This is a genomic window from Marinovum sp. (genome assembly GCF_048263515.1).
GTDB lineage: Bacteria > Pseudomonadota > Alphaproteobacteria > Rhodobacterales > Rhodobacteraceae > Marinovum.
The window spans coordinates 157,795-176,160 of record NZ_JBLXEC010000001.1 but is presented as its reverse complement, the minus strand read 5'-3'; the positions used below and the strand labels follow the sequence as shown (position 1 = coordinate 176,160).

The window sequence follows — 18,366 nt, the reverse complement described above, 5'->3', positions numbered from 1 at the left end:
AACGGAATGCGCTTTTCATCGCTGATCCAGCTCGACACGCCAGAGTTCGAGATCCACTTTCCGGCCGCCTGCCGCGAGCGCAACATGGGCCGGTTGGGTACGCTGACCGACCTGCTGACGCCAGAGCCGATTGCCGATCTGCGCGACGACGAGGCGGCGCCGCTGCTGGCGGATGTCGAGATCCTGCTAACCGGCTGGCGGTCACGTCCGCTGGATGCCGAGCTGCGCCGGCGAATGCCGAAGCTGCGGATGGTGGCGCATCTGGCCGGGACGGTGAAAGGTGTGCTGTCGCCGGGCACCGCCGCCGAGGGGCTGACGGTGGTGAGCGCCGCCGACGCCAATGCCAAGCCGGTGGCGGAGTTCACCCTGGCGCATATCCTGCTGCATCTCAAACGCGTGCCGGAATGGCGCAAGGTCTATCGCGCCGAACGCTCGGCGATTGCCACCCGGCGCACGGTTCTTGCCGGGCCGGTGGGCAATTCCGGGCGCACCGTCGGCATCATCGGCGCGTCGCGCATCGGTCGGCTGGTGGCCGCCGACCTGCGCCATCACGGCATCGCGGTGCTGCTGCATGACCCCTTTGTCAGCGAAGAGGCCGCCGCCGCGATGGGCGCCCGCAAGGTCGAGATGGACGCGCTGCTGCGCGAGAGCGACGTGGTCAGCCTGCACCAGCCGCTGCTGCCATCGACCGAGCGCAGCTTTGGCGCGGCGGAGTTTGCCAAGATGCGCGACGGGGCGCTGCTGATCAACACCGCGCGCGGCCGGATCATCGACAACGACGCACTGGTGGCGGCGATGACGGAGGGGCGGATCTTTGCCGTGCTCGACGTCACCGACCCCGAGCCGCTGCCGGACGACTCGCCGCTCTGGTCGCTGCCCAATGTCACCGTCACGCCGCATATCGCCGGGTCCTTCGGCTGCGAGGTCTGCGACATGACCGCGATGGTGCTGGACGATATCGAGCGCTTCACCCGCAACGAGCCGCTTCAGCACGAGGTCATCATCGCCGACTGGGAGCGGGTGGCATGATCCGCGCCGGCCTCTGCTCGGTGACCTTTCGGGCGCTGACGCCCGAGGCGCTGGTCGACCTCGCGGCCGAGACCGGTGTCGAGGCGATCGAATGGGGGGGCGACAGGCATGTGCCGCCGGGCGATGTTGCCGTGGCGCAACAGGTCCGGGCGCTCTGCGAGGCGAAGGGCATCCTGCCCTCGTCCTACGGCTCTTACGTGCGGGCCGGGACGGAGGGCTGTCTGGAGGACTTCGCGGCGGTTCTGGTCTCGGCGCGGGCGCTTGGTGCCGGCAACATCCGCGTCTGGGCCGGCGACAGGATCCGCGCCGAGGCCGGTGTGGCGGGGTTCGAGGCCTGCGCCAAGGACCTGGCCGAGATGGCGCGCAGAGCCGCCGAACACGGGATCACCATCAGCGTCGAATACCACCGCAACACCTTGACCGAGGAGGCCGAGGATGCGCGCGACCTGCTGCGGACGGCGGATCACGCCAACCTCTTCAGCTACTGGCAGCCGGTGCCGGGGCGGGGGCGGGCGCGCTGGCTGGAGGAGCTGGCGCTGCTGCAGCCGTGGCTGGGCGATCTGCACGTCTTTTACTGGATCATGACCGAAAGCGGCCAGCAACGCCGGCCGCTGGCGGAGGGGCTGGACCATTGGCGCGCGCTTTTCGACGCCTGGCGCCCGGCACCGACCTGGCCGCATCCGCGCTGCGGATACCTCGAGTTCGTTCAGGACGATGACGCGGCCCGGTTCCTTGACGACATGCGCGACCTGCGGCGGCTTTGCCACCCGGTCGCGGCCTGACCTGACGAAAACAGCAATCCATTGGGAGGAGACAACATGCTGAGAACCAAATTCACCGGAGTGTCGCTGGCGGCGCTTGTCGCGCTGGCGGGGCCTGCCTTCGGGCAGGAGTATTCCGAGGCGCCGGACCTGAAGGCCGCGGTCGAGGCCGGCACGCTGGCGCCGGTCGACGAACGCCTGCCCAAGACCCCCTTCGTGGTCGAGCCGATCGAAGCGGTCGGCACCTATGGCGGCACCTGGCGCTCGGCGCTCAAGGGCACCTATGACACCGGCTGGATCCGCCGCACCGTGGGCTACCAGCCGCTGGTCGCCTATGACTACGAATGGACCAAGGTCGTGCCGAACGTGGCCGAACGCTTCGAGGTCAACGAGGATGCGACCGAGTTCACCTTCTACCTGCGCGAGGGCCACAAGTGGTCGGATGGCGAGCCCTTTACCGCCGAGGACCTGAAATTCGCCCTCGACGTGATGCGCAGCCCGGCCTACGGCGGGCGCAAGGCCAACGGCTTTGACTGGGAGGCGATCTCGAGCGAGGTGGTCGATTCGCTGACCTTCAAGATCACGCTGGATGCCCCCAACGGGTTGTTCCTCGAGCGGCTGGCGACGGTCGAAGGCCAGTTCATCGTCAATGCCGCCAAGCACTACTGCGGCAAGTATTTCCCCGAGGTGAGCCCTGACGCCAACGAGACCGCCAAGGCCGCCGGTTTCGACAGCTGGACCCAGGCGATCGAGCAGACCTGCTTCTTCAACTTCGTCGACGAGGACCGCCCGCTGCTCTTTGCCTGGCGCCAGGTCACGCCTTATGACGGGCTGAACCAGCTGATCGAATGGGAGCGCAATCCCTATTTCTTCAAAGTCGACCCCGAGGGCAACCAGCTGCCCTATATCGACAAGGTGCAGATGGTTCAGACCGAGAACGTCGAGGACATCGTGCTCAAGGTGGTCAACGGCGAGATCGATTTCTCCAACCGTCACTTTGCCACCGTCACCAACAAGCCGGTGATCTATGACGGCCAGGAAAACGGCGGCTATACGCTGAAATCCACCACCGATGCGCGGATGAACCACGCGATCTTTCAGCTCAACATGACCCATCAGGACCCGGAAAAGCGCAAGCTTTACAACGAAAAGGACTTCCGCGCCGCGCTGTCGCTGGGGATGGACCGGGAAGAGATCATCGACGTGGTCTTTGCCGGGCAGGGCGAGCCTTATCAGGCCGCGCCGCGCCCCTCGTCGCAGTTCTACAACGAGACTCTGGCCAAGCAGTTCACCGAATATGACCCGGACCGCGCCAACGAATTGCTTGACGGGCTGGGCCTGACCGAGCGTGACAGCGACGGCATTCGCCTGGGCTTTGACGGCGAACCGATCCGCATTCAGCTGTTCTCGCCTTCGGACCAGATCGAGTTCAACGACATCGCCCAGCTGGTGGCCGAGCAATGGCAGGAGATCGGCATCGACCTCGACGCCCGCAACGCCGAGCGCAGCCTGGTCTACGAGCGGATCCAGAACAACAGCCACGACATGCACATCTGGTGGGGTGACGGCGGGATGAGCGATGCGCTGCTCGATCCGCGCTACTACTTCCCGTTCAACCTGGAGTCCTCTTTCGCGCAGGGTTGGGCGCAGCACTTCATGAAGAGCGGCAGCACCATCGCCGAAACCCCGCCGCCGGTGGTTCAGAAGCAGATGGACCTGTACGAAGAGATGATCGCCACTGCTGACAAGGAAAAGCAGAAGGAGATCTTCGGCGAGATTCTCGATATCGCGGCAGAGCAGTTCTATGTGATCGGCACCGTGCTGCCGGCGGATGGCTATATCGTTGCCAACAAGAACCTCGGCAACGTGCCGGAGGGCCAGGTCTATACCTGGGTCTATCCGCAGCCCGGTCCGATGGAAACCTCGCAGCTCTACTACAAGAAGTAAGCGCATCCCGGGCGCGGGCCCTGTGCCCGCGCCCGATCTGCCGCGCTGTCTCAACGGGGGGAGAGACCCATGCTGACCTATCTGAGCCGCAGACTGGTGACGATGATCCTGACGCTTCTGGCCTTGTCGGTCGTGGTCTTCATCGTGATCCAGTTGCCACCGGGGGACTTCGTGACCTCCTATATCGCCGGGCTCTCGGCCTCGGGCGAGAGCGTCGATCAGGACACGATCATCGCGCTGCGCGAACGCTACAAGCTCGACTCGCCGGTGCTGGTGCAATACTGGGCCTGGCTGTCGGAAATCCTGCGCGGCAATTTCGGCTACAGCTTCGAGATGCAGCGCCCGGTGTCCGAGATCTTCTCGCAGCGGATCGGCATTTCGCTGGGCGTCGAGCTGACGGCGGTGGTGGTGATGTGGGCGGTGTCGATCCCGATCGGCATCTATTCCGCGGTCAACCAGTATTCGCTGGGCGACTACGCCGCGACGATCCTCGGCTTCCTCGGGCTCGCCATCCCCAACTTCCTGTTTGCGCTGGTGCTGATGTACATCTGCTACAACTGGTTCGGCGTGACCATCACCGGGCTCTTTTCGCCCGAATACATGAATGCGCGCTGGTCGCTTGACCGCGTCCTCGATTTCGCGAGCCACGTCTGGGCGCCGATCCTGGTGATCTCGACCGCAGGCGCGGCGCAGCTGGTGCGCGTGCTGCGCGCCAACCTGCTGGACGAGCTGAACAAACCCTATGTGCTGACTGCGCGCGCCAAGGGCCTGGCACGGCGCAAGCTGATCTGGCGCTATCCGGTGCGGGTGGCGATGAACCCGCTGGTCTCGACCATCGGCTGGGTGCTGCCGACGGTGATCTCGTCGTCCTTTGTCACCGCCATCGTGCTCAACCTGCCGACGCTGTCGCCGATCCTGCTGCGCGCGCTGCTCAGCCAGGACATGTACCTGGCGGGCGCGCTGATCATGTTCATGGGGCTGCTGACGCTGGTCGGCACCCTGATTTCCGATCTTCTGCTGGCCTGGATCGATCCGCGCATCCGGCTTGGCATGGTGGGAGCCAACTGATGACCCTCACAACCCCTGCAAATTCCCCCGACGCCCGCATCGGTGCGGTGCGCGACACGCCCGAGCCTTCGGTGGGCGAGGTCGATCCCCGCATCGACGCCAGCCACGGCACCGAGAGCCAGTGGCAGCTGATCCGGCGGCGCTTTGCCAAGCACCGGCTGGCCGTCATCAGCCTGTGGATCCTCGGGCTCTTCGTGCTGGTCGCGGTCTTTGCCGGCTTTGTCGCGCCGAACGATCCCGGCGACGTCAAGGCGCGCTACACCTATGCGCCGCCGCAGGCGCTGCATTTCATCGACCGGACCGAGGACGGCTGGTCGATCCGGCCGTATGTCTATGGCTACAAGGTGGAAATCGAGCCCGAGGCGCTGCGCCGGACCTTCGTGATCGACGAGGAGAAGAAGATCTATCTGACCTTCTTCAAGCGCAGCTGGGACTACAAGCTGTTCGGCCTGATCCCGACCGACATCCACCTCTTGGGGCCCGAGAAGACGCGCGATCCGTTCTATCTGTTCGGGGCTGACCGGCTGGGGCGGGACATGTTTTCGCGGCTGGTCTACGGCACGCAAATCTCGCTGTCGGTGGGCCTTGTCGGCGTGATCATGAGCCTGGTTCTGGGCGTGATCATCGGCGGCGCGGCGGGCTATTTCGGCGGCTGGTTCGATGCCGTCACGCAGCGCGCCATCGAGTTCCTGCGCTCGCTGCCCACCATCCCGTTGTGGATGGGGCTGGCCGCGGCGATGCCGTCGGATTGGTCGCCACTGCAGACCTATTTCGCCATCACCCTGATCCTGTCCTTCCTTGGCTGGACGGAACTGGCGCGGGTGGTGCGGGGCCGCTTTCTGGCGCTGAATGGCGAGGATTACGTGGCCGCCGCGCGCTATGACGGCTGTTCGCACCTGCGGGTGATCCTGCGCCACATGGTGCCGGCCTTCACCAGCCATATCATCACCGCCGCCTCGCTCGCCGTGCCGGCGATGATCCTGGCGGAAACCGCGCTGTCCTTCCTTGGGCTCGGGCTTCAAGCACCGGTGATTTCCTGGGGCGTGCTGCTGCAGGAGGCGCAGAACATCCGCACGCTCGCCACCGCGCCTTGGCTGCTGCTGCCCGGCGCGGCCATCGTGATCGCCGTTCTGGCGATGAACTTCATCGGCGACGGGCTGCGCGACGCCGCAGACCCCTATGCGAAGTGAGGAGACAGTCATGAACGATACGGTTCTCCAGGTCAGCGGCCTCTCGGTGGCCTTTCCGCACCGCAAGGGCGAGACGACGGCGATCTCTGACGTCAGCTTCGATCTGAAGCTGGGGCAGACCACCTGTTTCGTCGGTGAATCCGGCTCGGGCAAATCGGTGACCGCGCGGGCCGTCCTGAACATCGTCGAGCCGGCGGTGATCAAGTCGGGTGCGATCAACCTCGTCGACGTGAAGGCGGGGCAGAGGATCGAGCTCTCGGGGCTCGACCCTGACGGCGCCGAGATCCGGGCGGTGCGCGGCGCGCGCATCGCGATGATCTTTCAGGAGCCGATGTCCTCGCTGTCGCCGGTGCACACCATCGGCCAGCAGATCATCGAGGCGATCCTGCTGCACCAGGAGGTGACCCCGGCCGAGGCGCGCGCCAAGGCGATCGAGGCGCTGCGCGCGGTGCAGATCGCCAACCCGGAAGAGGCGATCGACAAGTACCCCTTCGAGTATTCCGGCGGCATGCGGCAGCGGGCGATGATTGCCATGGCGCTGGGCTGCGAGCCTGACATCCTGATCGCCGACGAGCCGACCACGGCACTGGACGTCACCACCCAGGCGGAGATCCTCAAGCTGTTGAAAGGCCTGCAGGAAAGCCGCGACATGGCGGTGATGTTCATCACCCATGACATGGGCGTTGTGGCCGAGATCGCCGATCAGGTGGTCGTCATGCTGCATGGCGCGGTGGTCGAGACCGGCCCGGTCGACCAGGTGTTCCACGCGCCTGCCCATGCCTATACGAAGAAGCTGCTCAAGGCCTCGATGGGGCTGGACGAGGCGCCGCATGGCCGCGCCAAGCCGGCCTCGGACGAGGTGCTGATCGAGACGCAGGACCTGTCGCTGGCCTTTCCCAACAAGAAGAAGCGGTTGTTGAAGAAACGCGTCGCCGGGGTGCAGGCGCTCGACCGGGTGTCGATCGAGCTGCGGCGCGGCGAGATCCTCGGCATCGTCGGCGAGAGCGGTTCCGGCAAGACGACGCTGGCGCGGGTGCTGATGGGCCGGTTCCAGCCGCAGGCGGGCAGGGCGGTCTATCACAGCCGCGACGGCGCGGTGAAGGACCTGACCGACAAGGCGAGCTTTCGCGACGGGCAGGTCTATCGCGAGATGCGGATGATCTTTCAGGACCCCTACGGGTCGCTCAATCCCCGGATGACGGTGGAGCAGATCATCGGCGAGCCGCTGCTGGTCAACGGGTTGCTCAAGGGCGCGGCGCTGCGCAAGCGCGTCGGCGAACTGCTGGAGCGTGTGGGCCTGCCGGCCAGCGCCATGGAGCGCTATCCGCATGCCTTCTCGGGCGGCCAGCGTCAGCGCATCGGCATTGCGCGGGCGATTGCGCTCGATCCGCGGGTGATCATCGCCGACGAGGCGACCTCGGCGCTGGATGGGTCGATCCGGGCGCAGATCCTCGATCTGCTGCTTGATCTGCGCGACGCGCTGGACCTGTCGATCCTGTTCATTGCCCATGACATCGGCGTGGTGCGCTATTTCTGCGACCGGGTGGCGGTGATGCACAAGGGCCGCGTGGTCGAGACCGGCACCGCCGTGCAGATCTGCGACGCCCCGCAGGAGCCTTATACCCAACGCCTGATTTCAGCGGTGCCGATCCCCGACCCGCGCAAACGACACCTGGTGGCCTGATGAAAGACCTTGTTTCCAACGCGCCGGCCAATCCGATGGCCGGCAACCCCTTTGCCACACGCGCCGATGCGGCGCGCGCCGTGGTCGATCTTGCCACGCCCTTGCTGGCGGCGGCCTCGCCGGGCTGCGCAAGGATCACTCTCGGGGCGACGGGGGCGCATTTCCATGTCGCTGCCGCCGATCTCGAAGGGCTGGTCCGACCGTTCTGGGGGCTGGCACCGCTCTTGGCCGGTGGCGGGCGGTTCGACGGGATCGAGACCTTTGTCACCGGGTTGGAGAACGGCGCCGACCCGGAACATCCGGAATACTGGGGGCCGGTCACCGACCGCGACCAGCGGATGGTCGAAAGCGCCGCCATCGGCTATGCGCTGGCGCTGGCGCCCGAGGTGTTCTGGGACGGGATGAGCCAGCGCGGCCGCGACTGCCTGCGCGACTGGCTGCTGAATTCTCTGCAGCAGACGCCGGCGCCCAACAACTGGAACTTCTTTCACGTGCTGGTGTCGCTCGGGCTGAGCCGGGTGGGGGTGGACCATGACCTGTCGATCATCGCGGCCAACCTCGACCGGCTGGAAGGCTGGGACATGGGCAACGGCTGGTACCGCGACGGATCGCAGCGTCAGGCCGATCACTACATCCCCTTTGCGATGCATTTCTACGGGCTGATCTATGCGCAATACGGCCCCGAGGCCGACAGCGCCCGGCGCGACAGGTTCCGCGAACGGGCACGCGCCTTTGCGCCGCAGATCGCCCATTGGTACGCCGCCGATGGCGCGGCGCTGCCTTATGGCCGGTCGCTGACCTATCGCTTTGCCCATGCCGGGTTCTGGGGCACCCTGGCGCTGGCCGACGAGGAGGCACTGCCCTGGGGCGAGATCCGCGGGCTCTGGGCACGCAACCTGCGCTGGTGGTCGACGCAGCCGATTGCCGATCCGCGCGGCGTGCTGAGCATCGGTTACGGCTATCCGCAGCTGAGCATGGCCGAGCGCTACAATTCGCCCGGATCGCCCTATTGGGCGATGAAGGCCTTTGCGCCGCTGGCCCTGCCAGAGGATCATCCGTTCTGGACCGCCGAGGAGACCGCCCCGGCGCCGCGCCCGCAGGTGGTGAGCCTGCCGGAGCCCGGCATGGTGAAATTCGAGCACAAGGGCGACGTGACGGTGCTGGCCGGCGGCCAGCAATCGCCGACCTTCGGGCGCACCGCCGAGAAGTACAACAAGTTCGCCTATTCCACCCGCTACGGCTTCAGCACCGAGACCGAGGGGCGGGCCTTTGCCAATGGCCCCTTCGACAACATGCTGGCGTTTTCCGAGGATGGCGAGCTGGCGATGGTGCGCTGCCGCGAGAGCATGGCGCGGATCGGGGCGGATTGGCTCTATTCCGCATGGTCGCCGATGCCGGAAGTCGAGGTGGAAACCTGGCTGCTGGCGCGGGCGCCCTGGCACTTGCGGCTGCACCGGATCGTTACGGCGCGGCCGGTGGACACGGTCGAGGGCGGCTTTGCCCTGCGCCGCGATGATCCGACGCCGGGGCCGGCGCTGGTGCCCGAGGCTACGGGAACGCTGGCGCGGATGGTGACGGCTGGAGACGTGAGCTGCATCGCCGATGTCGCGGCACCGCTGGCCGGGGCCCGGGCGCGCACGCCCCGGGTGATCGCGCCAGAGCCCAACACCAACCTGATCGCGCCGCGCACCTGGGTGCCGCAGCTGACCTGCGCGCTGGAGCCGGGCGCGTGGTCGTTCGGGGCCTGGGTCTTTGCCGGGCAATTGGCCGAGGGCGAGACGCCGCCGGAGGTGCCGGTCGGGCTGCCCTCGGCCGAGGATCTGGCGGCGATGCGCGAGGGCGGGCAGGTGATCCGGGTCTGGGACCTGCCGGGGGCCTGAGGGTTTTCGGGCCAATCTGAACGAGGGGTCGGATAGCCCCGAGGGGGCTATCCATGGCCTGTGCGGGTCGAAGGGGTTATGCGAGCATTCCCTCGGTTTCCCGCTCCACGACTTTCTTCAACGCCGGTCGATCGGCGCAGCGCTGGATCCAGGCCGCGATCGCCGGATCTTTGGGCGCGGCGTCGGGCAGCCACTGGAACGGGCTCGACAGCAGCAGGTCGGCGGCGGAATAGTCGTCTCCCAGAAGGTAGGGCTGGTCCTTGAGCGCGTCGGAGAGGCGGTCGGTCATGGCGCCGAGATCGCGGAAGGTCGTCTGCAGCGCGGGGTGCGCGATCTTGGCCCAGTCGAGCACCAGCACCGGCTCCATCACGCCCTGGTAGTAGAACAGCCAGCTGAGGTAGGCGCCGCGCTGCGGATGGCCGACCGGGCGGCCGAGCCCGGCCTCGGGGAACATGTCGGTCAGATAGGCGATGATGGCACCGCGCTCGCGCAGGTGGTCGGGGCCGTTGACCAGATAGGGCACCTTCTTTTCGGGATGCGGATTGCGGGCATCCGGCGCGCCGCTGCCATCCTGACGGGCGACGGTGACGTCGATCACCTCGACCCGGTCGGAGACGCCCATTTCCTCGAGCAGGACGAGGATCGAGGTCGAGCGGGAGCGGGGGGCATGATAAAGTGTGAGCATGGGTCCATCCTTGGTGTGTGAGGCCTTTTCTTAGCGCGGGTCTGCTGACAGAATGTGTCAGCATGGCCCGAACCGATCGCCTGATGCGCCTGATGGACGCGCTGCGCCGCCTGCCGGCGCCGGTCACCGCCGAGCGGCTGGCCGACGAGACCGGCGTGTCGCGGCGGCAACTTTACCGCGACATTGCCACCCTGCGCGCCGGCGGGGCGCTGATCGATGGCGAGGCCGGGGTGGGCTATCGGCTGACCGAAGACCCGGCGCTACCGCCGCAGAGCTTTTCGCAACTGGAGATCGAGGCGCTCGTGCTGGCGGTGGGGGACCTGTCGCGGACCGGCGATGCGGCGCTCGAAGCCGCCGGCCGCTCGGCGCTGGCGCGGATCATCGCGACGCTGGCCGACCGGCAGGCGCGGCAGGCGATGCACACCGTGCTGCGCAGTTTCCGGACGCCGGCCGACCGGGAGCCGCCGACCGTCGACATGGCGCTGCTGCGGCAGGCCTGCTGGGAGGAACTGGCGCTGAATGTGCGGTACCGTGACCTCAAGGGCCGGGTGACCGAGCGCGAGGTCTGGCCGCTTGGCATCAGCTATTCGGACCGCGCGCTGATGGTGCTGGTCTGGTGCTGCCTGCGGCAGGACTGGCGGGTGTTTCATGCCTCGGGCATCGAGACCGCCTGCCTCAGCGGTGGCAGCTTCCGGCCAAGGCGGGTAGGTCTGTTGCGGGAGTATGCGGCACGGTTTTCCGGTGCCGGAGGGGATGTGAAGGGCTAGCTGCGGGGGCGGCAGTGAAATCCGAGTATAAGCTCGTATTCAACGCCGCGCGTTCCTCGCAGGGTCTCGAATTGCAAAGGGGGGCCGTTGGCCCACCTTTTCCATGGATGGTGGACGCCGGGAGGATCAGCCCTGGGTCACCACCTGGTGCTGTTCGCCCAGGCCCTGGATCGACAGGCGCATCTCGTCGCCGGCCTTGAGGAACTTCGGCGGCGTCATGCCGAGACCCACGCCAGGGGGGGTGCCGGTCGAGATGATGTCGCCGGGTTGCAGCGACATGTAGCGCGACAGGTAGGAGACCACGTGTGCGACGCCGAAGACCATGGTCTTGGTCGAGCCGTCCTGCACCCGCTCGCCGTTCAGCTCGAGCCACATCGACAGGTTCGAGGGATCGGCCACCTCGTCACGGGTCACCAGCCAGGGGCCGGTGGGGCCGAAGGTGTCGGCGGACTTGCCCTTGACCCATTGGCCGCCGTGCTCCAGCTGGAAGGCGCGTTCCGAGACGTCGTTGATGACGCAATAGCCCGCCACGTGCTCCAGCGCCTCGGCCTCGGAGACGTTCTTGGCGGGTTTGCCGATGACGACGCCCAGCTCGACCTCCCAGTCGCCTTTCTCGGCACCCTGGGGCAGAACCACGTCGTCGTTCGGGCCGCAGATCGCCGAGGTGGCCTTCATGAAGATCACCGGCTCGGAGGGCACCGCCATGCCGCTTTCCTCGGCGTGGTCGGCGTAGTTGAGGCCGATGCAGATGAACTTGCCTGTCTGGCCGACGCAGGCGCCGATGCGGGTGTCGGCGGCAATCTCGGGCAGGGTGGCGGGATCGACGGCGCGCAGCTTGTCGAGGCCGTCGGGGGTCAGCGTGTCACCGGCGATATCGGGCACCACGTCCGACAGGTCGCGGTAGCTGCCGTCGCTGTGCAGCAGGGCGGGGCGTTCCTGACCGAGCGGGCCGAGGCGGAGAAGTTTCATGCGGTTTCCTTCAGTTTCGTGTCGGTGATCTTGATCCGGGCCAGCAGGCGCGCCAGCTCGGAGCGGGTTGTGGCGTCGGGCTCGGCGGTGGGCGGGCGTACCGCCGCGCGGCGGAAGATGCCGGCTTGGCAGAGCAGGGCCTTGTGGACGTGGTAGAACATGTCGCCGGACTGGAACCCGAGGCGGCTGACCGGCAGGATCTCGGTCTCGATCAGGGTGGCGGCGCGGGTCTCGTCGCCGGCTTCGAGCGCCTGCCAGACCTGCATGAACTCGGCCGCCTGGCTGGCAAAGGGCATGGTGCCGCGGGCGCCGCGACGGTATTCCTCGACCAGGGTGCCGCCGCCGGCGCCGCCCAGAACGGTGAGCTTGTCACCGACCGCCGCCACCATGGCGCCGACCTGGGCAACGGTGGGGTTGGTCTCGACCTTGATGGTGTCGACCTGGGGCACGGCCTCGGCGATGCGGAGCGCCAGCGCCGGAGAGATCGGCGCCTGCGGCACGTCCTGCAGGATGATCGGCAGGGGCGCGGCTTCGGCGATGCGCGAGAGATGTTCGATCACCGCGTCGGGGCCGAGCGCAAAGAAGTCCGGCGGCCAGATCATCAGGCGGGAGGCGCCGGCCTCGGCGGCCTCGGTGGCGAGTTCGACGGCGGGGGCGGTGCCGGGGGCCGAGGTGTTCATGATCACCGGCACGCGGCCTTCGACCTGATCGACCACGGCGCGCAGCATCTCGCGGCGCTCGCGCTGGGTGAGCTTGAAGATCTCGCTGCCGATGGCGATACCGATGCCGTGCACGCCGGTGGCGAGCGTGGCCTCGATCTCGAGCCGGAGGCTTTCGTAGTCGATGGTCAGGTCGGCGCGGAACGGGGTCAGCAGGATTGGCACGATGCCGGTGATGCCTGTCATGTCGGGGTCTCCGTGGTGGTGTCCAGCGCGAAGACCTCGCGCAGGTCGGTGTGGATGGGGCGATGGTCCGGGCCCTCGGTGCACATCAGCGGCGCCATCGCGCGCCACCAGCGGGCGGTGAGGCCCGAGGGCGCGGCGTGGGAGGTGTCGGGAAAGGGGCGGCTGCGTTCCTGGAAGGCAAAGATCGTGGTGCCAGAGCGGTAGAGAAAGAACCGCAGGATGCCGCTCTCGGCCATCTGCGCCTTTAGCTCGGGCCAGATCTCGGCATGCGCCGCCTCGTAGGCGGCTTCGGCGCCGTCGCGCAGCTGCATGGTCCAGGCTCGGCGATAGAGGGTCATGCCGCGAACCTGTTGTCGTCGATGTAGTCCCAGATCGGCTGGTAGCCGAGGCCGGGGGTCTGGGGCAGGGCGACGTAGCCCTCGGCATCCATCGGGTCGCAGTTGCGCTGCAGGTAGGGATGCGGCGCGTCATAGTCGACGCCGGGGGCCAGCAGGCCCTTTTCGTACCATTCGCTGGTGTCTTCCGAGGTCGCGCCCATGACCTGAAGGTTGCCCCAGCCGGCCATGTGGATCTCGCAGCGCTGGCCGAAGGCCTCGCAGACGACGGCGGTCTTGCGGCAGCCGGTGACGCCGCCGCGGCGGATGTCCATGCGGCTCATGTCCGAGGCGCCTTGCAGGATCCATTCGGCGCGGGTGAAGACGCCGCCGGCGGCGATCTCGGGCGCGAGGATCGGGATCGAAAGCTCGCGGCAGAGGCGGCGGTAGCTCTCGACCCGGTATTCCGGCATCGGGTGTTCGAACCAGTAGAAATCGAGCTTTTCCAGCTCGCGGCCGACTTTGATCGTCTCTTCGATCGTGTGGTAGGTGCCCCAGACGTCGTACATCAGCACCATGTCCGGGCCGACCGCTTCGCGCACGAGGTTGACCGTCTCGATATCGGCACGGATGTTCGAGGGGCGGCCGTTGGTGGGCAGGCCGGTGTCGGGGTTCCAGAAGTAGTGCGGGTGGATCTTGTAGGCCTTGTAGCCCTGCGCCTGACATTCGAGCGCATGTTCGGCATAGACCTGCGGCTGGCCGATGTTGGGATAGGTCGAGGCATAGGCCGGCACCTTGTCACGGGCGCCGCCCATCAGCTTGTAGACCGGCAGCTCCGCCGCGCGGCCCGCGAGATCCCAGAGCGCGCAGTCGATGACGCTTTGCGCCACCTCGGGGTAGTTGCGCACCCACATCCATTTCCAGATCAGTTCCCGGTCGAAGGGATCGGCGCCGAGGATCATGTCGCGCACCGGGCCTTCGATCATGCGCTGTTCATCCGGGGTCATGCCGTCCTGATCGCCGTGCTTGCCGCCGCCGAAGAAATAGCCGGTGAGCCCTGCATCGGTGTCGATGCAGGTCACGGTCTGGTGCACCTCGGCGCCGGGTTTCAGCCGGGCATGGCCGATGTCCCAGCGGTCGGCATGGGTGCGAAAGCGGATCACCCTGACGTCGGATATCTTCATTGCGGGCGGGTCCGGTTGGTGAGGCTGAGTTCGCTGGCAGCATCGAAGCAGTGCAGCTTTTCCGCCGGCACGCTGAAGTGCACGGTGTCGCCCACCGATTGCGTGACCCGGTCGCGGGTGGTCATGATGATCGAGGCCTCGCCGGTGCGCAGCGTCAGCTGGGTTTCCGCCCCGGTGGGTTCGATCAGCGCAACCCGCGCGCCGATGCCGGTGTCGGACAGGCGGATGTCCTCGGGGCGGAAGCCTGCGATGACTTCGCGGCCGTGCGAGACATCGGCGGCCACCGGGCCCAGGGTTTCGCCGGAGGCAAGGCGCAGCGCGCCGGCCTCGGCGGTGGCGGGGACGAAGTTCATTGCAGGCGAGCCGATGAAGCCGGCGACAAAGACGCTGGCGGGATTGTCGTAAAGTTCCAGCGGGGTGCCGATCTGTTCGACATGGCCGCCGCGCATGACGACGATCTTGTCGGCCATGGTCATGGCTTCGATCTGGTCGTGGGTGACGTAGATCGTGGTGGTCTTGAGCCGCTGGTGCAGCTCCTTGATTTCCGAGCGCATCTGCACCCGCAGCTTGGCGTCGAGGTTCGACAGCGGCTCGTCGAACAGGAACACCTTGGGGTCGCGCACGATGGCCCGGCCCATGGCGACGCGCTGGCGCTGACCGCCAGAGAGCTGGCGCGGGTAGCGGTCGAGCAGGGCGGTCAGGTCGAGGATCTCGGCGGCGGCGCGCACCTTGCGATCGATCTCGGCCTGCGATTCCTTGGCGAGGCGCAGCGAGAAGCCCATGTTTTTCGCCACGGTCATGTGGGGGTAGAGCGCGTAGTTCTGGAACACCATGGCGATGTCGCGGTCCTTGGGAACCAGCTGGTTGATCACCGCGTCGTCGATGGCGATGTCACCGCCCGAGATGGTTTCCAGCCCGGCGATCGAACGCAGCAGGGTGGATTTGCCACAGCCCGAGGGGCCGACCAGCACGGTGAATTCGCCGTCCTGAATGTCGAGATCGATGCCATGCAGCACCTCGACGGCGCCATATGACTTGCGGATGTTTCTGAGTGCGACGGATCCCATCGGTTAGCCTCCCTTGGTGTGGTTTGCGCCGGCGTCAAAGGCCGTGAGCGCGATCTGCGGCGGGCGGTTGCCCTCCGGGTCAAGCGGGACGGCCACGCGGCCGTCGGTGATGTCGGGGCGCGGCCCCATGAGTTCGTAAAGCGGCGAGGTCTCGCCCCGGTCGACGCATTCGACCAGCGCGTCGCCCTGACAGGCGGCGGCCAGCGCCAGCGCCCAGGGCTGTTCGCAGGTGTTGTGCAGGATGACCGGGGTTTGCGCTGCCTCGGCCATGGCGAGGATGCGGCGCACCTCGGTGATGCCACCGGCCCAAGCCACGTCGGGTTGCAGCACGCCCACCACGCCGGAGCGCAAGAGATCGGCGCAATCGGCGCGCGAGAAGGCGAAGTTGCCGAGCGCGAGGTCGATGCCGGGGTCCATCTCGCGGCGGATCTTCTGCAATCCGTCGATGTCCTGCGGGTGGATCGGATCTTCGATCCAGGCCAGCGGCAGGTCGGCGCAGGCCTCGGCAAAGCGCAGGGTGTAATCGGCGTCCCAGGCGAGGAAGGCGTCGATCATGATCGGCACGCCGTCGCCAGCGGCCTGAGCGAAGCGGCGCATCAGGGCGACGTTTTCTGCCAGACCCTCCTCACCGGCCTCTGGCCCGTAGGGCGCTGCGGCCTTCAATCCGGGCCAGCTTGTGCCGGCAAATGCCTCGGGGCGCGGGGTGGTGATGTACACGGGGAGCGTTTCACCCCCCGCGCCGCCGAGAACCTCGGCAAGGGGGAGGGACCTTGCCTTGGCTGTCAGATCCCAGAGGGCGATGTCGATGCCGGCCACCGCCATCATCGCAAAGCCCGACCGGTCGTTGGGCAGCAGCGCCGCTGCCATCATCTCGTTCAGCGCCGGGATCTCGCCGATCTCTTCGCCGACCAGCAGCCGGGAGAGATGGGCGTTGACGATCATCTCGACGATCTCGCCGCCATTGGTGCAGCCCCAGCCTGTCAGGCCGTCCTCGCCCGTCACCCGGACGAAGACCTTCTTGGTGGGCCACATCCAGCTTGCCCGTTGTTCGGCAAAGCGTGGAAAGCGCGACATGGGCGAGGCGACGCGGGAGGTCTGCAGCTTCTGCGAATTGAAGCCGCAATCGACCGCCCGGGCGCTGAGCGAGGTGATCTTCATCCCTTCACCGCCCCTGCCAGCAGGCCGCGGGTGAAGTAGCGCTGGCCGAAGAGGAAGATCAGCATGATCGGCAGGGCCACGATGGTGGCGGCGGCGCCGACGTACTGGAACTCCAGCGTGAAGAGCTCGACAAAGCTGGCAAGGCCGATGGTCACGGTCTTGTTGTCGTTGGATTCCAGCAGGATCGAGGCAAAGGCGAACTCGGACCAGGCGCCGACGAAGTGCCACATGGCGGCGGTGATCAGCGCGGGCGTGGCCAGCGGCAAGACCACCATGACCATCGACTGCAGCCGGCTGGCGCCGTCGATCATGGCGCTTTCCTCGAGCTCGCGGGGGATTTCGCGCAAGCTCGACGCAATGATCCAGGTGGCGAAGGGCAGGCCGAAGGCGGAGTAGAGCAGCACGAGGCCGATCAGGCTGTCCTGCAGGCCGATCATCGACATCAGCCGGTAGGTCGGCAGCAGCAGTGCCGCACCCTGGAACATCCGGCTGATCAGCAGCCCGCCGAGGATCAGGTCACGGCCGGGGAAGTTCAGCCGCGAGAAGGCGTAGCCGGCAAGCGTGCCGAAGACCAGAACGATGATCGTAGAGCTGATGGCGATGAAGAAGCTGTTGCCGATCAACTGCGGCCAGTCGAGCAGCTGGCCCTTCTGGTGAGTGGGCGAGAACAGCGCCTTGTAGGCGTCGAAGGTGGGTGCCTCGGGCCAGAAGGAGATCGGCAGCTGCGCCAGCTCGGCCTGCGTCTTGAACGACGCGAGGAACAGCCAGAAGACCGGAAACAGCACGTAGAGCGAGATCACCAGGCCGACGAGGCTGAGAAAGATCCAGTAGAGGGTGCGGGGTTGTTCGTTCATTTCGACGCCTCCGAGGCCCAGGAACGGCGGTTGACGTAGAGATACAGCGCGACGATCGAGACCAGCATGGCGAGGTTGATCACCGACATGGCCGAGGCGACGCCCCAGTTGAAGAATTCGAAGCTCTGTTGGTAGATGTAGGTTGCCATGATCTGGCTGGCGTTGGCGGGGCCACCACCGGTCATGATCCAGGGCAGGGCGAACTCGGCGGTGATCCAGATCATCGAGATCACGGTCACGGCGGTCAGCGAGAACGCGATGTTGGGCAGGGTCACGAAGCGGAAGCGCTCGATGGCATTGGCGCCGTCCATGCGCGCGGCCTCGACCTGATCATCGGGCACGGCGCGGATCGCGGCGCAGAGAATGAGCGCCACCAGCGGCATCTTGCGCCAGATCAGCACCACCACCAGCATCCACATCACCAGATCCGGATCGCCCATGAAGGAAATGGTACCCTCGGTCAGCCCGGTCTGTTGCAGGGTCTGGCCGATGATGCCGACCTGTCCGTGCAGCATCCACTTCCACGCCATGGCGGTCACGACGTCGGGCAGCACCCAAGGCAGCAGGATCAGCGCCCGGAGCCAGCCGGTCATCCGGCTGTCGATGGCGAGGAAGGTGCCGACCGCCAGACCGACCGAGACACAGAGCACCGTGCCGCCGAGGATCCAGATGGCGGTGTTCTTGAGCACGAGGCCGAAGACCGGATCGGCCGCAAGCGCCTTGAAATTGCCAAGGGTGCCAAAGCCGCGCTCCTGCCCCATCACCACCTGGGTGAGGCTGAGCGTGGCCACGTTGTAAGTGGGCCCGACGACAAACGCCAGAACGGCGGCCACCACGGGAAGAATTAGGGCATACGCCAGGAAACGATCGCTTCGCAGCATCGTCAGGCCCTCCTTTTTGGTCA

17 protein-coding genes are annotated in these 18,366 nt (G+C 66.7%); 8 read left to right on the top strand and 9 right to left on the bottom strand.

Going from position 1 to position 18,366, the window contains the following annotated elements; translation table 11 throughout:
• The first annotated feature begins 6 nt into the window (after positions 1 to 6).
• The 7 genes from ACN0SE_RS00885 to ACN0SE_RS00855 all read left to right on the top strand — a co-directional run bounded on the left by ACN0SE_RS00885 (position 7) and on the right by ACN0SE_RS00855 (position 9,559).
• On the top strand, positions 7 to 1,029 hold the full coding sequence (locus ACN0SE_RS00885; RefSeq protein ID WP_417522579.1) for a hydroxyacid dehydrogenase: 1,023 nt from the start codon (positions 7 to 9) through the stop codon (positions 1,027 to 1,029).
• On the top strand, positions 1,026 to 1,811 hold the full coding sequence (locus tag ACN0SE_RS00880; RefSeq protein WP_417522578.1) for a sugar phosphate isomerase/epimerase family protein: 786 nt from the start codon (positions 1,026 to 1,028) through the stop codon (positions 1,809 to 1,811). Before ACN0SE_RS00885 ends, ACN0SE_RS00880 begins: the two co-directional genes overlap by 4 nt.
• 36 nt (positions 1,812 to 1,847) lie before the next feature.
• On the top strand, positions 1,848 to 3,737 hold the full coding sequence (locus ACN0SE_RS00875) for an ABC transporter substrate-binding protein (RefSeq protein ID WP_417522577.1): 1,890 nt from the start codon (positions 1,848 to 1,850) through the stop codon (positions 3,735 to 3,737).
• Positions 3,738 to 3,806: 69 nt separating this feature from the next.
• Positions 3,807 to 4,805, top strand: a complete 999-nt coding sequence (locus ACN0SE_RS00870) for an ABC transporter permease (protein WP_417522576.1) — start codon at positions 3,807 to 3,809, stop codon at positions 4,803 to 4,805.
• The gene (locus ACN0SE_RS00865; protein WP_417522575.1) at positions 4,805 to 5,995 is read left to right on the top strand and encodes an ABC transporter permease; all 1,191 of its coding nucleotides are present in this window, start codon (positions 4,805 to 4,807) and stop codon (positions 5,993 to 5,995) included. The genes ACN0SE_RS00870 and ACN0SE_RS00865 overlap by 1 nt, the downstream gene beginning before the upstream one ends.
• Before the next feature lie 10 nt (positions 5,996 to 6,005).
• Positions 6,006 to 7,679 carry a dipeptide ABC transporter ATP-binding protein gene (locus ACN0SE_RS00860; RefSeq protein WP_417522574.1) on the top strand — a complete coding sequence of 558 codons (1,674 nt, stop codon included), beginning with the start codon at positions 6,006 to 6,008 and terminating at the stop codon, positions 7,677 to 7,679.
• On the top strand, positions 7,679 to 9,559 hold the full coding sequence (locus tag ACN0SE_RS00855) for a DUF2264 domain-containing protein (RefSeq protein WP_417522573.1): 1,881 nt from the start codon (positions 7,679 to 7,681) through the stop codon (positions 9,557 to 9,559). Before ACN0SE_RS00860 ends, ACN0SE_RS00855 begins: the two co-directional genes overlap by 1 nt.
• 76 nt (positions 9,560 to 9,635) lie before the next feature.
• Here the strand turns inward: ACN0SE_RS00855 and ACN0SE_RS00850 are convergent, their stop codons facing one another.
• Positions 9,636 to 10,244: a glutathione S-transferase family protein gene (locus ACN0SE_RS00850; RefSeq protein WP_417522572.1), complete on the bottom strand. Its 609-nt coding sequence runs from the start codon at positions 10,242 to 10,244 to the stop codon at positions 9,636 to 9,638.
• Positions 10,245 to 10,306: 62 nt separating this feature from the next.
• Between ACN0SE_RS00850 and ACN0SE_RS00845 the strand changes: the two genes are divergently transcribed.
• Positions 10,307 to 11,011, top strand: coding sequence for a helix-turn-helix transcriptional regulator (locus tag ACN0SE_RS00845; protein WP_417522571.1), 705 nt, complete (start codon positions 10,307 to 10,309; stop codon positions 11,009 to 11,011).
• A 126-nt stretch (positions 11,012 to 11,137) separates the two neighbouring features.
• Here ACN0SE_RS00845 and ACN0SE_RS00840 read toward each other — a convergent pair whose 3' ends face one another.
• The 8 genes from ACN0SE_RS00840 to ACN0SE_RS00805 are packed head-to-tail and all read right to left on the bottom strand — an operon-like array spanning position 11,138 to position 18,343.
• Positions 11,138 to 11,980 carry a fumarylacetoacetate hydrolase family protein gene (locus tag ACN0SE_RS00840; protein ID WP_417522570.1) on the bottom strand — a complete coding sequence of 281 codons (843 nt, stop codon included), beginning with the start codon at positions 11,978 to 11,980 and terminating at the stop codon, positions 11,138 to 11,140.
• Positions 11,977 to 12,885 (bottom strand): dihydrodipicolinate synthase family protein, encoded by a 909-nt coding sequence (locus tag ACN0SE_RS00835; protein ID WP_417522569.1) that lies wholly within the window; start codon positions 12,883 to 12,885, stop codon positions 11,977 to 11,979. The genes ACN0SE_RS00840 and ACN0SE_RS00835 overlap by 4 nt, the downstream gene beginning before the upstream one ends.
• Positions 12,882 to 13,223 (bottom strand): L-rhamnose mutarotase, encoded by a 342-nt coding sequence (locus ACN0SE_RS00830; RefSeq protein ID WP_417522568.1) that lies wholly within the window; start codon positions 13,221 to 13,223, stop codon positions 12,882 to 12,884. Before ACN0SE_RS00830 ends, ACN0SE_RS00835 begins: the two co-directional genes overlap by 4 nt.
• Positions 13,220 to 14,383: an enolase C-terminal domain-like protein gene (locus tag ACN0SE_RS00825; protein WP_417522567.1), complete on the bottom strand. Its 1,164-nt coding sequence runs from the start codon at positions 14,381 to 14,383 to the stop codon at positions 13,220 to 13,222. Before ACN0SE_RS00825 ends, ACN0SE_RS00830 begins: the two co-directional genes overlap by 4 nt.
• Positions 14,380 to 15,450, bottom strand: a complete 1,071-nt coding sequence (locus tag ACN0SE_RS00820; RefSeq protein ID WP_417522566.1) for an ABC transporter ATP-binding protein — start codon at positions 15,448 to 15,450, stop codon at positions 14,380 to 14,382. The genes ACN0SE_RS00825 and ACN0SE_RS00820 overlap by 4 nt, the downstream gene beginning before the upstream one ends.
• Positions 15,451 to 15,453: 3 nt before the next feature.
• Positions 15,454 to 16,608, bottom strand: coding sequence for an enolase C-terminal domain-like protein (locus tag ACN0SE_RS00815; protein WP_417522565.1), 1,155 nt, complete (start codon positions 16,606 to 16,608; stop codon positions 15,454 to 15,456).
• Positions 16,605 to 17,462, bottom strand: a complete 858-nt coding sequence (locus ACN0SE_RS00810) for a carbohydrate ABC transporter permease (protein ID WP_417522564.1) — start codon at positions 17,460 to 17,462, stop codon at positions 16,605 to 16,607. Before ACN0SE_RS00810 ends, ACN0SE_RS00815 begins: the two co-directional genes overlap by 4 nt.
• The gene (locus ACN0SE_RS00805; protein WP_417522563.1) at positions 17,459 to 18,343 is read right to left on the bottom strand and encodes a carbohydrate ABC transporter permease; all 885 of its coding nucleotides are present in this window, start codon (positions 18,341 to 18,343) and stop codon (positions 17,459 to 17,461) included. The genes ACN0SE_RS00810 and ACN0SE_RS00805 overlap by 4 nt, the downstream gene beginning before the upstream one ends.
• Positions 18,344 to 18,366: the final 23 nt, after the last annotated feature.

What these genes read in the sequence shown, in the direction of transcription:
- ACN0SE_RS00885 (WP_417522579.1), top strand. Translation starts at nt 7, where the DNA reads ATGCGCTTTTCATCGCTGATCCAGCTCGACACGCCAGAGTTCGAGATC.
- ACN0SE_RS00880 (WP_417522578.1), top strand. Translation starts at nt 1,026, where the DNA reads ATGATCCGCGCCGGCCTCTGCTCGGTGACCTTTCGGGCGCTGACGCCC.
- ACN0SE_RS00875 (WP_417522577.1), top strand. Translation starts at nt 1,848, where the DNA reads ATGCTGAGAACCAAATTCACCGGAGTGTCGCTGGCGGCGCTTGTCGCG.
- ACN0SE_RS00870 (WP_417522576.1), top strand. Translation starts at nt 3,807, where the DNA reads ATGCTGACCTATCTGAGCCGCAGACTGGTGACGATGATCCTGACGCTT.
- ACN0SE_RS00865 (WP_417522575.1), top strand. Translation starts at nt 4,805, where the DNA reads ATGACCCTCACAACCCCTGCAAATTCCCCCGACGCCCGCATCGGTGCG.
- ACN0SE_RS00860 (WP_417522574.1), top strand. Translation starts at nt 6,006, where the DNA reads ATGAACGATACGGTTCTCCAGGTCAGCGGCCTCTCGGTGGCCTTTCCG.
- ACN0SE_RS00855 (WP_417522573.1), top strand. Translation starts at nt 7,679, where the DNA reads ATGAAAGACCTTGTTTCCAACGCGCCGGCCAATCCGATGGCCGGCAAC.
- ACN0SE_RS00850 (WP_417522572.1), bottom strand. Translation starts at nt 10,244, where the DNA reads ATGCTCACACTTTATCATGCCCCCCGCTCCCGCTCGACCTCGATCCTC.
- ACN0SE_RS00845 (WP_417522571.1), top strand. Translation starts at nt 10,307, where the DNA reads ATGGCCCGAACCGATCGCCTGATGCGCCTGATGGACGCGCTGCGCCGC.
- ACN0SE_RS00840 (WP_417522570.1), bottom strand. Translation starts at nt 11,980, where the DNA reads ATGAAACTTCTCCGCCTCGGCCCGCTCGGTCAGGAACGCCCCGCCCTG.
- ACN0SE_RS00835 (WP_417522569.1), bottom strand. Translation starts at nt 12,885, where the DNA reads ATGACAGGCATCACCGGCATCGTGCCAATCCTGCTGACCCCGTTCCGC.
- ACN0SE_RS00830 (WP_417522568.1), bottom strand. Translation starts at nt 13,223, where the DNA reads ATGACCCTCTATCGCCGAGCCTGGACCATGCAGCTGCGCGACGGCGCC.
- ACN0SE_RS00825 (WP_417522567.1), bottom strand. Translation starts at nt 14,383, where the DNA reads ATGAAGATATCCGACGTCAGGGTGATCCGCTTTCGCACCCATGCCGAC.
- ACN0SE_RS00820 (WP_417522566.1), bottom strand. Translation starts at nt 15,450, where the DNA reads ATGGGATCCGTCGCACTCAGAAACATCCGCAAGTCATATGGCGCCGTC.
- ACN0SE_RS00815 (WP_417522565.1), bottom strand. Translation starts at nt 16,608, where the DNA reads ATGAAGATCACCTCGCTCAGCGCCCGGGCGGTCGATTGCGGCTTCAAT.
- ACN0SE_RS00810 (WP_417522564.1), bottom strand. Translation starts at nt 17,462, where the DNA reads ATGAACGAACAACCCCGCACCCTCTACTGGATCTTTCTCAGCCTCGTC.
- ACN0SE_RS00805 (WP_417522563.1), bottom strand. Translation starts at nt 18,343, where the DNA reads ATGCTGCGAAGCGATCGTTTCCTGGCGTATGCCCTAATTCTTCCCGTG.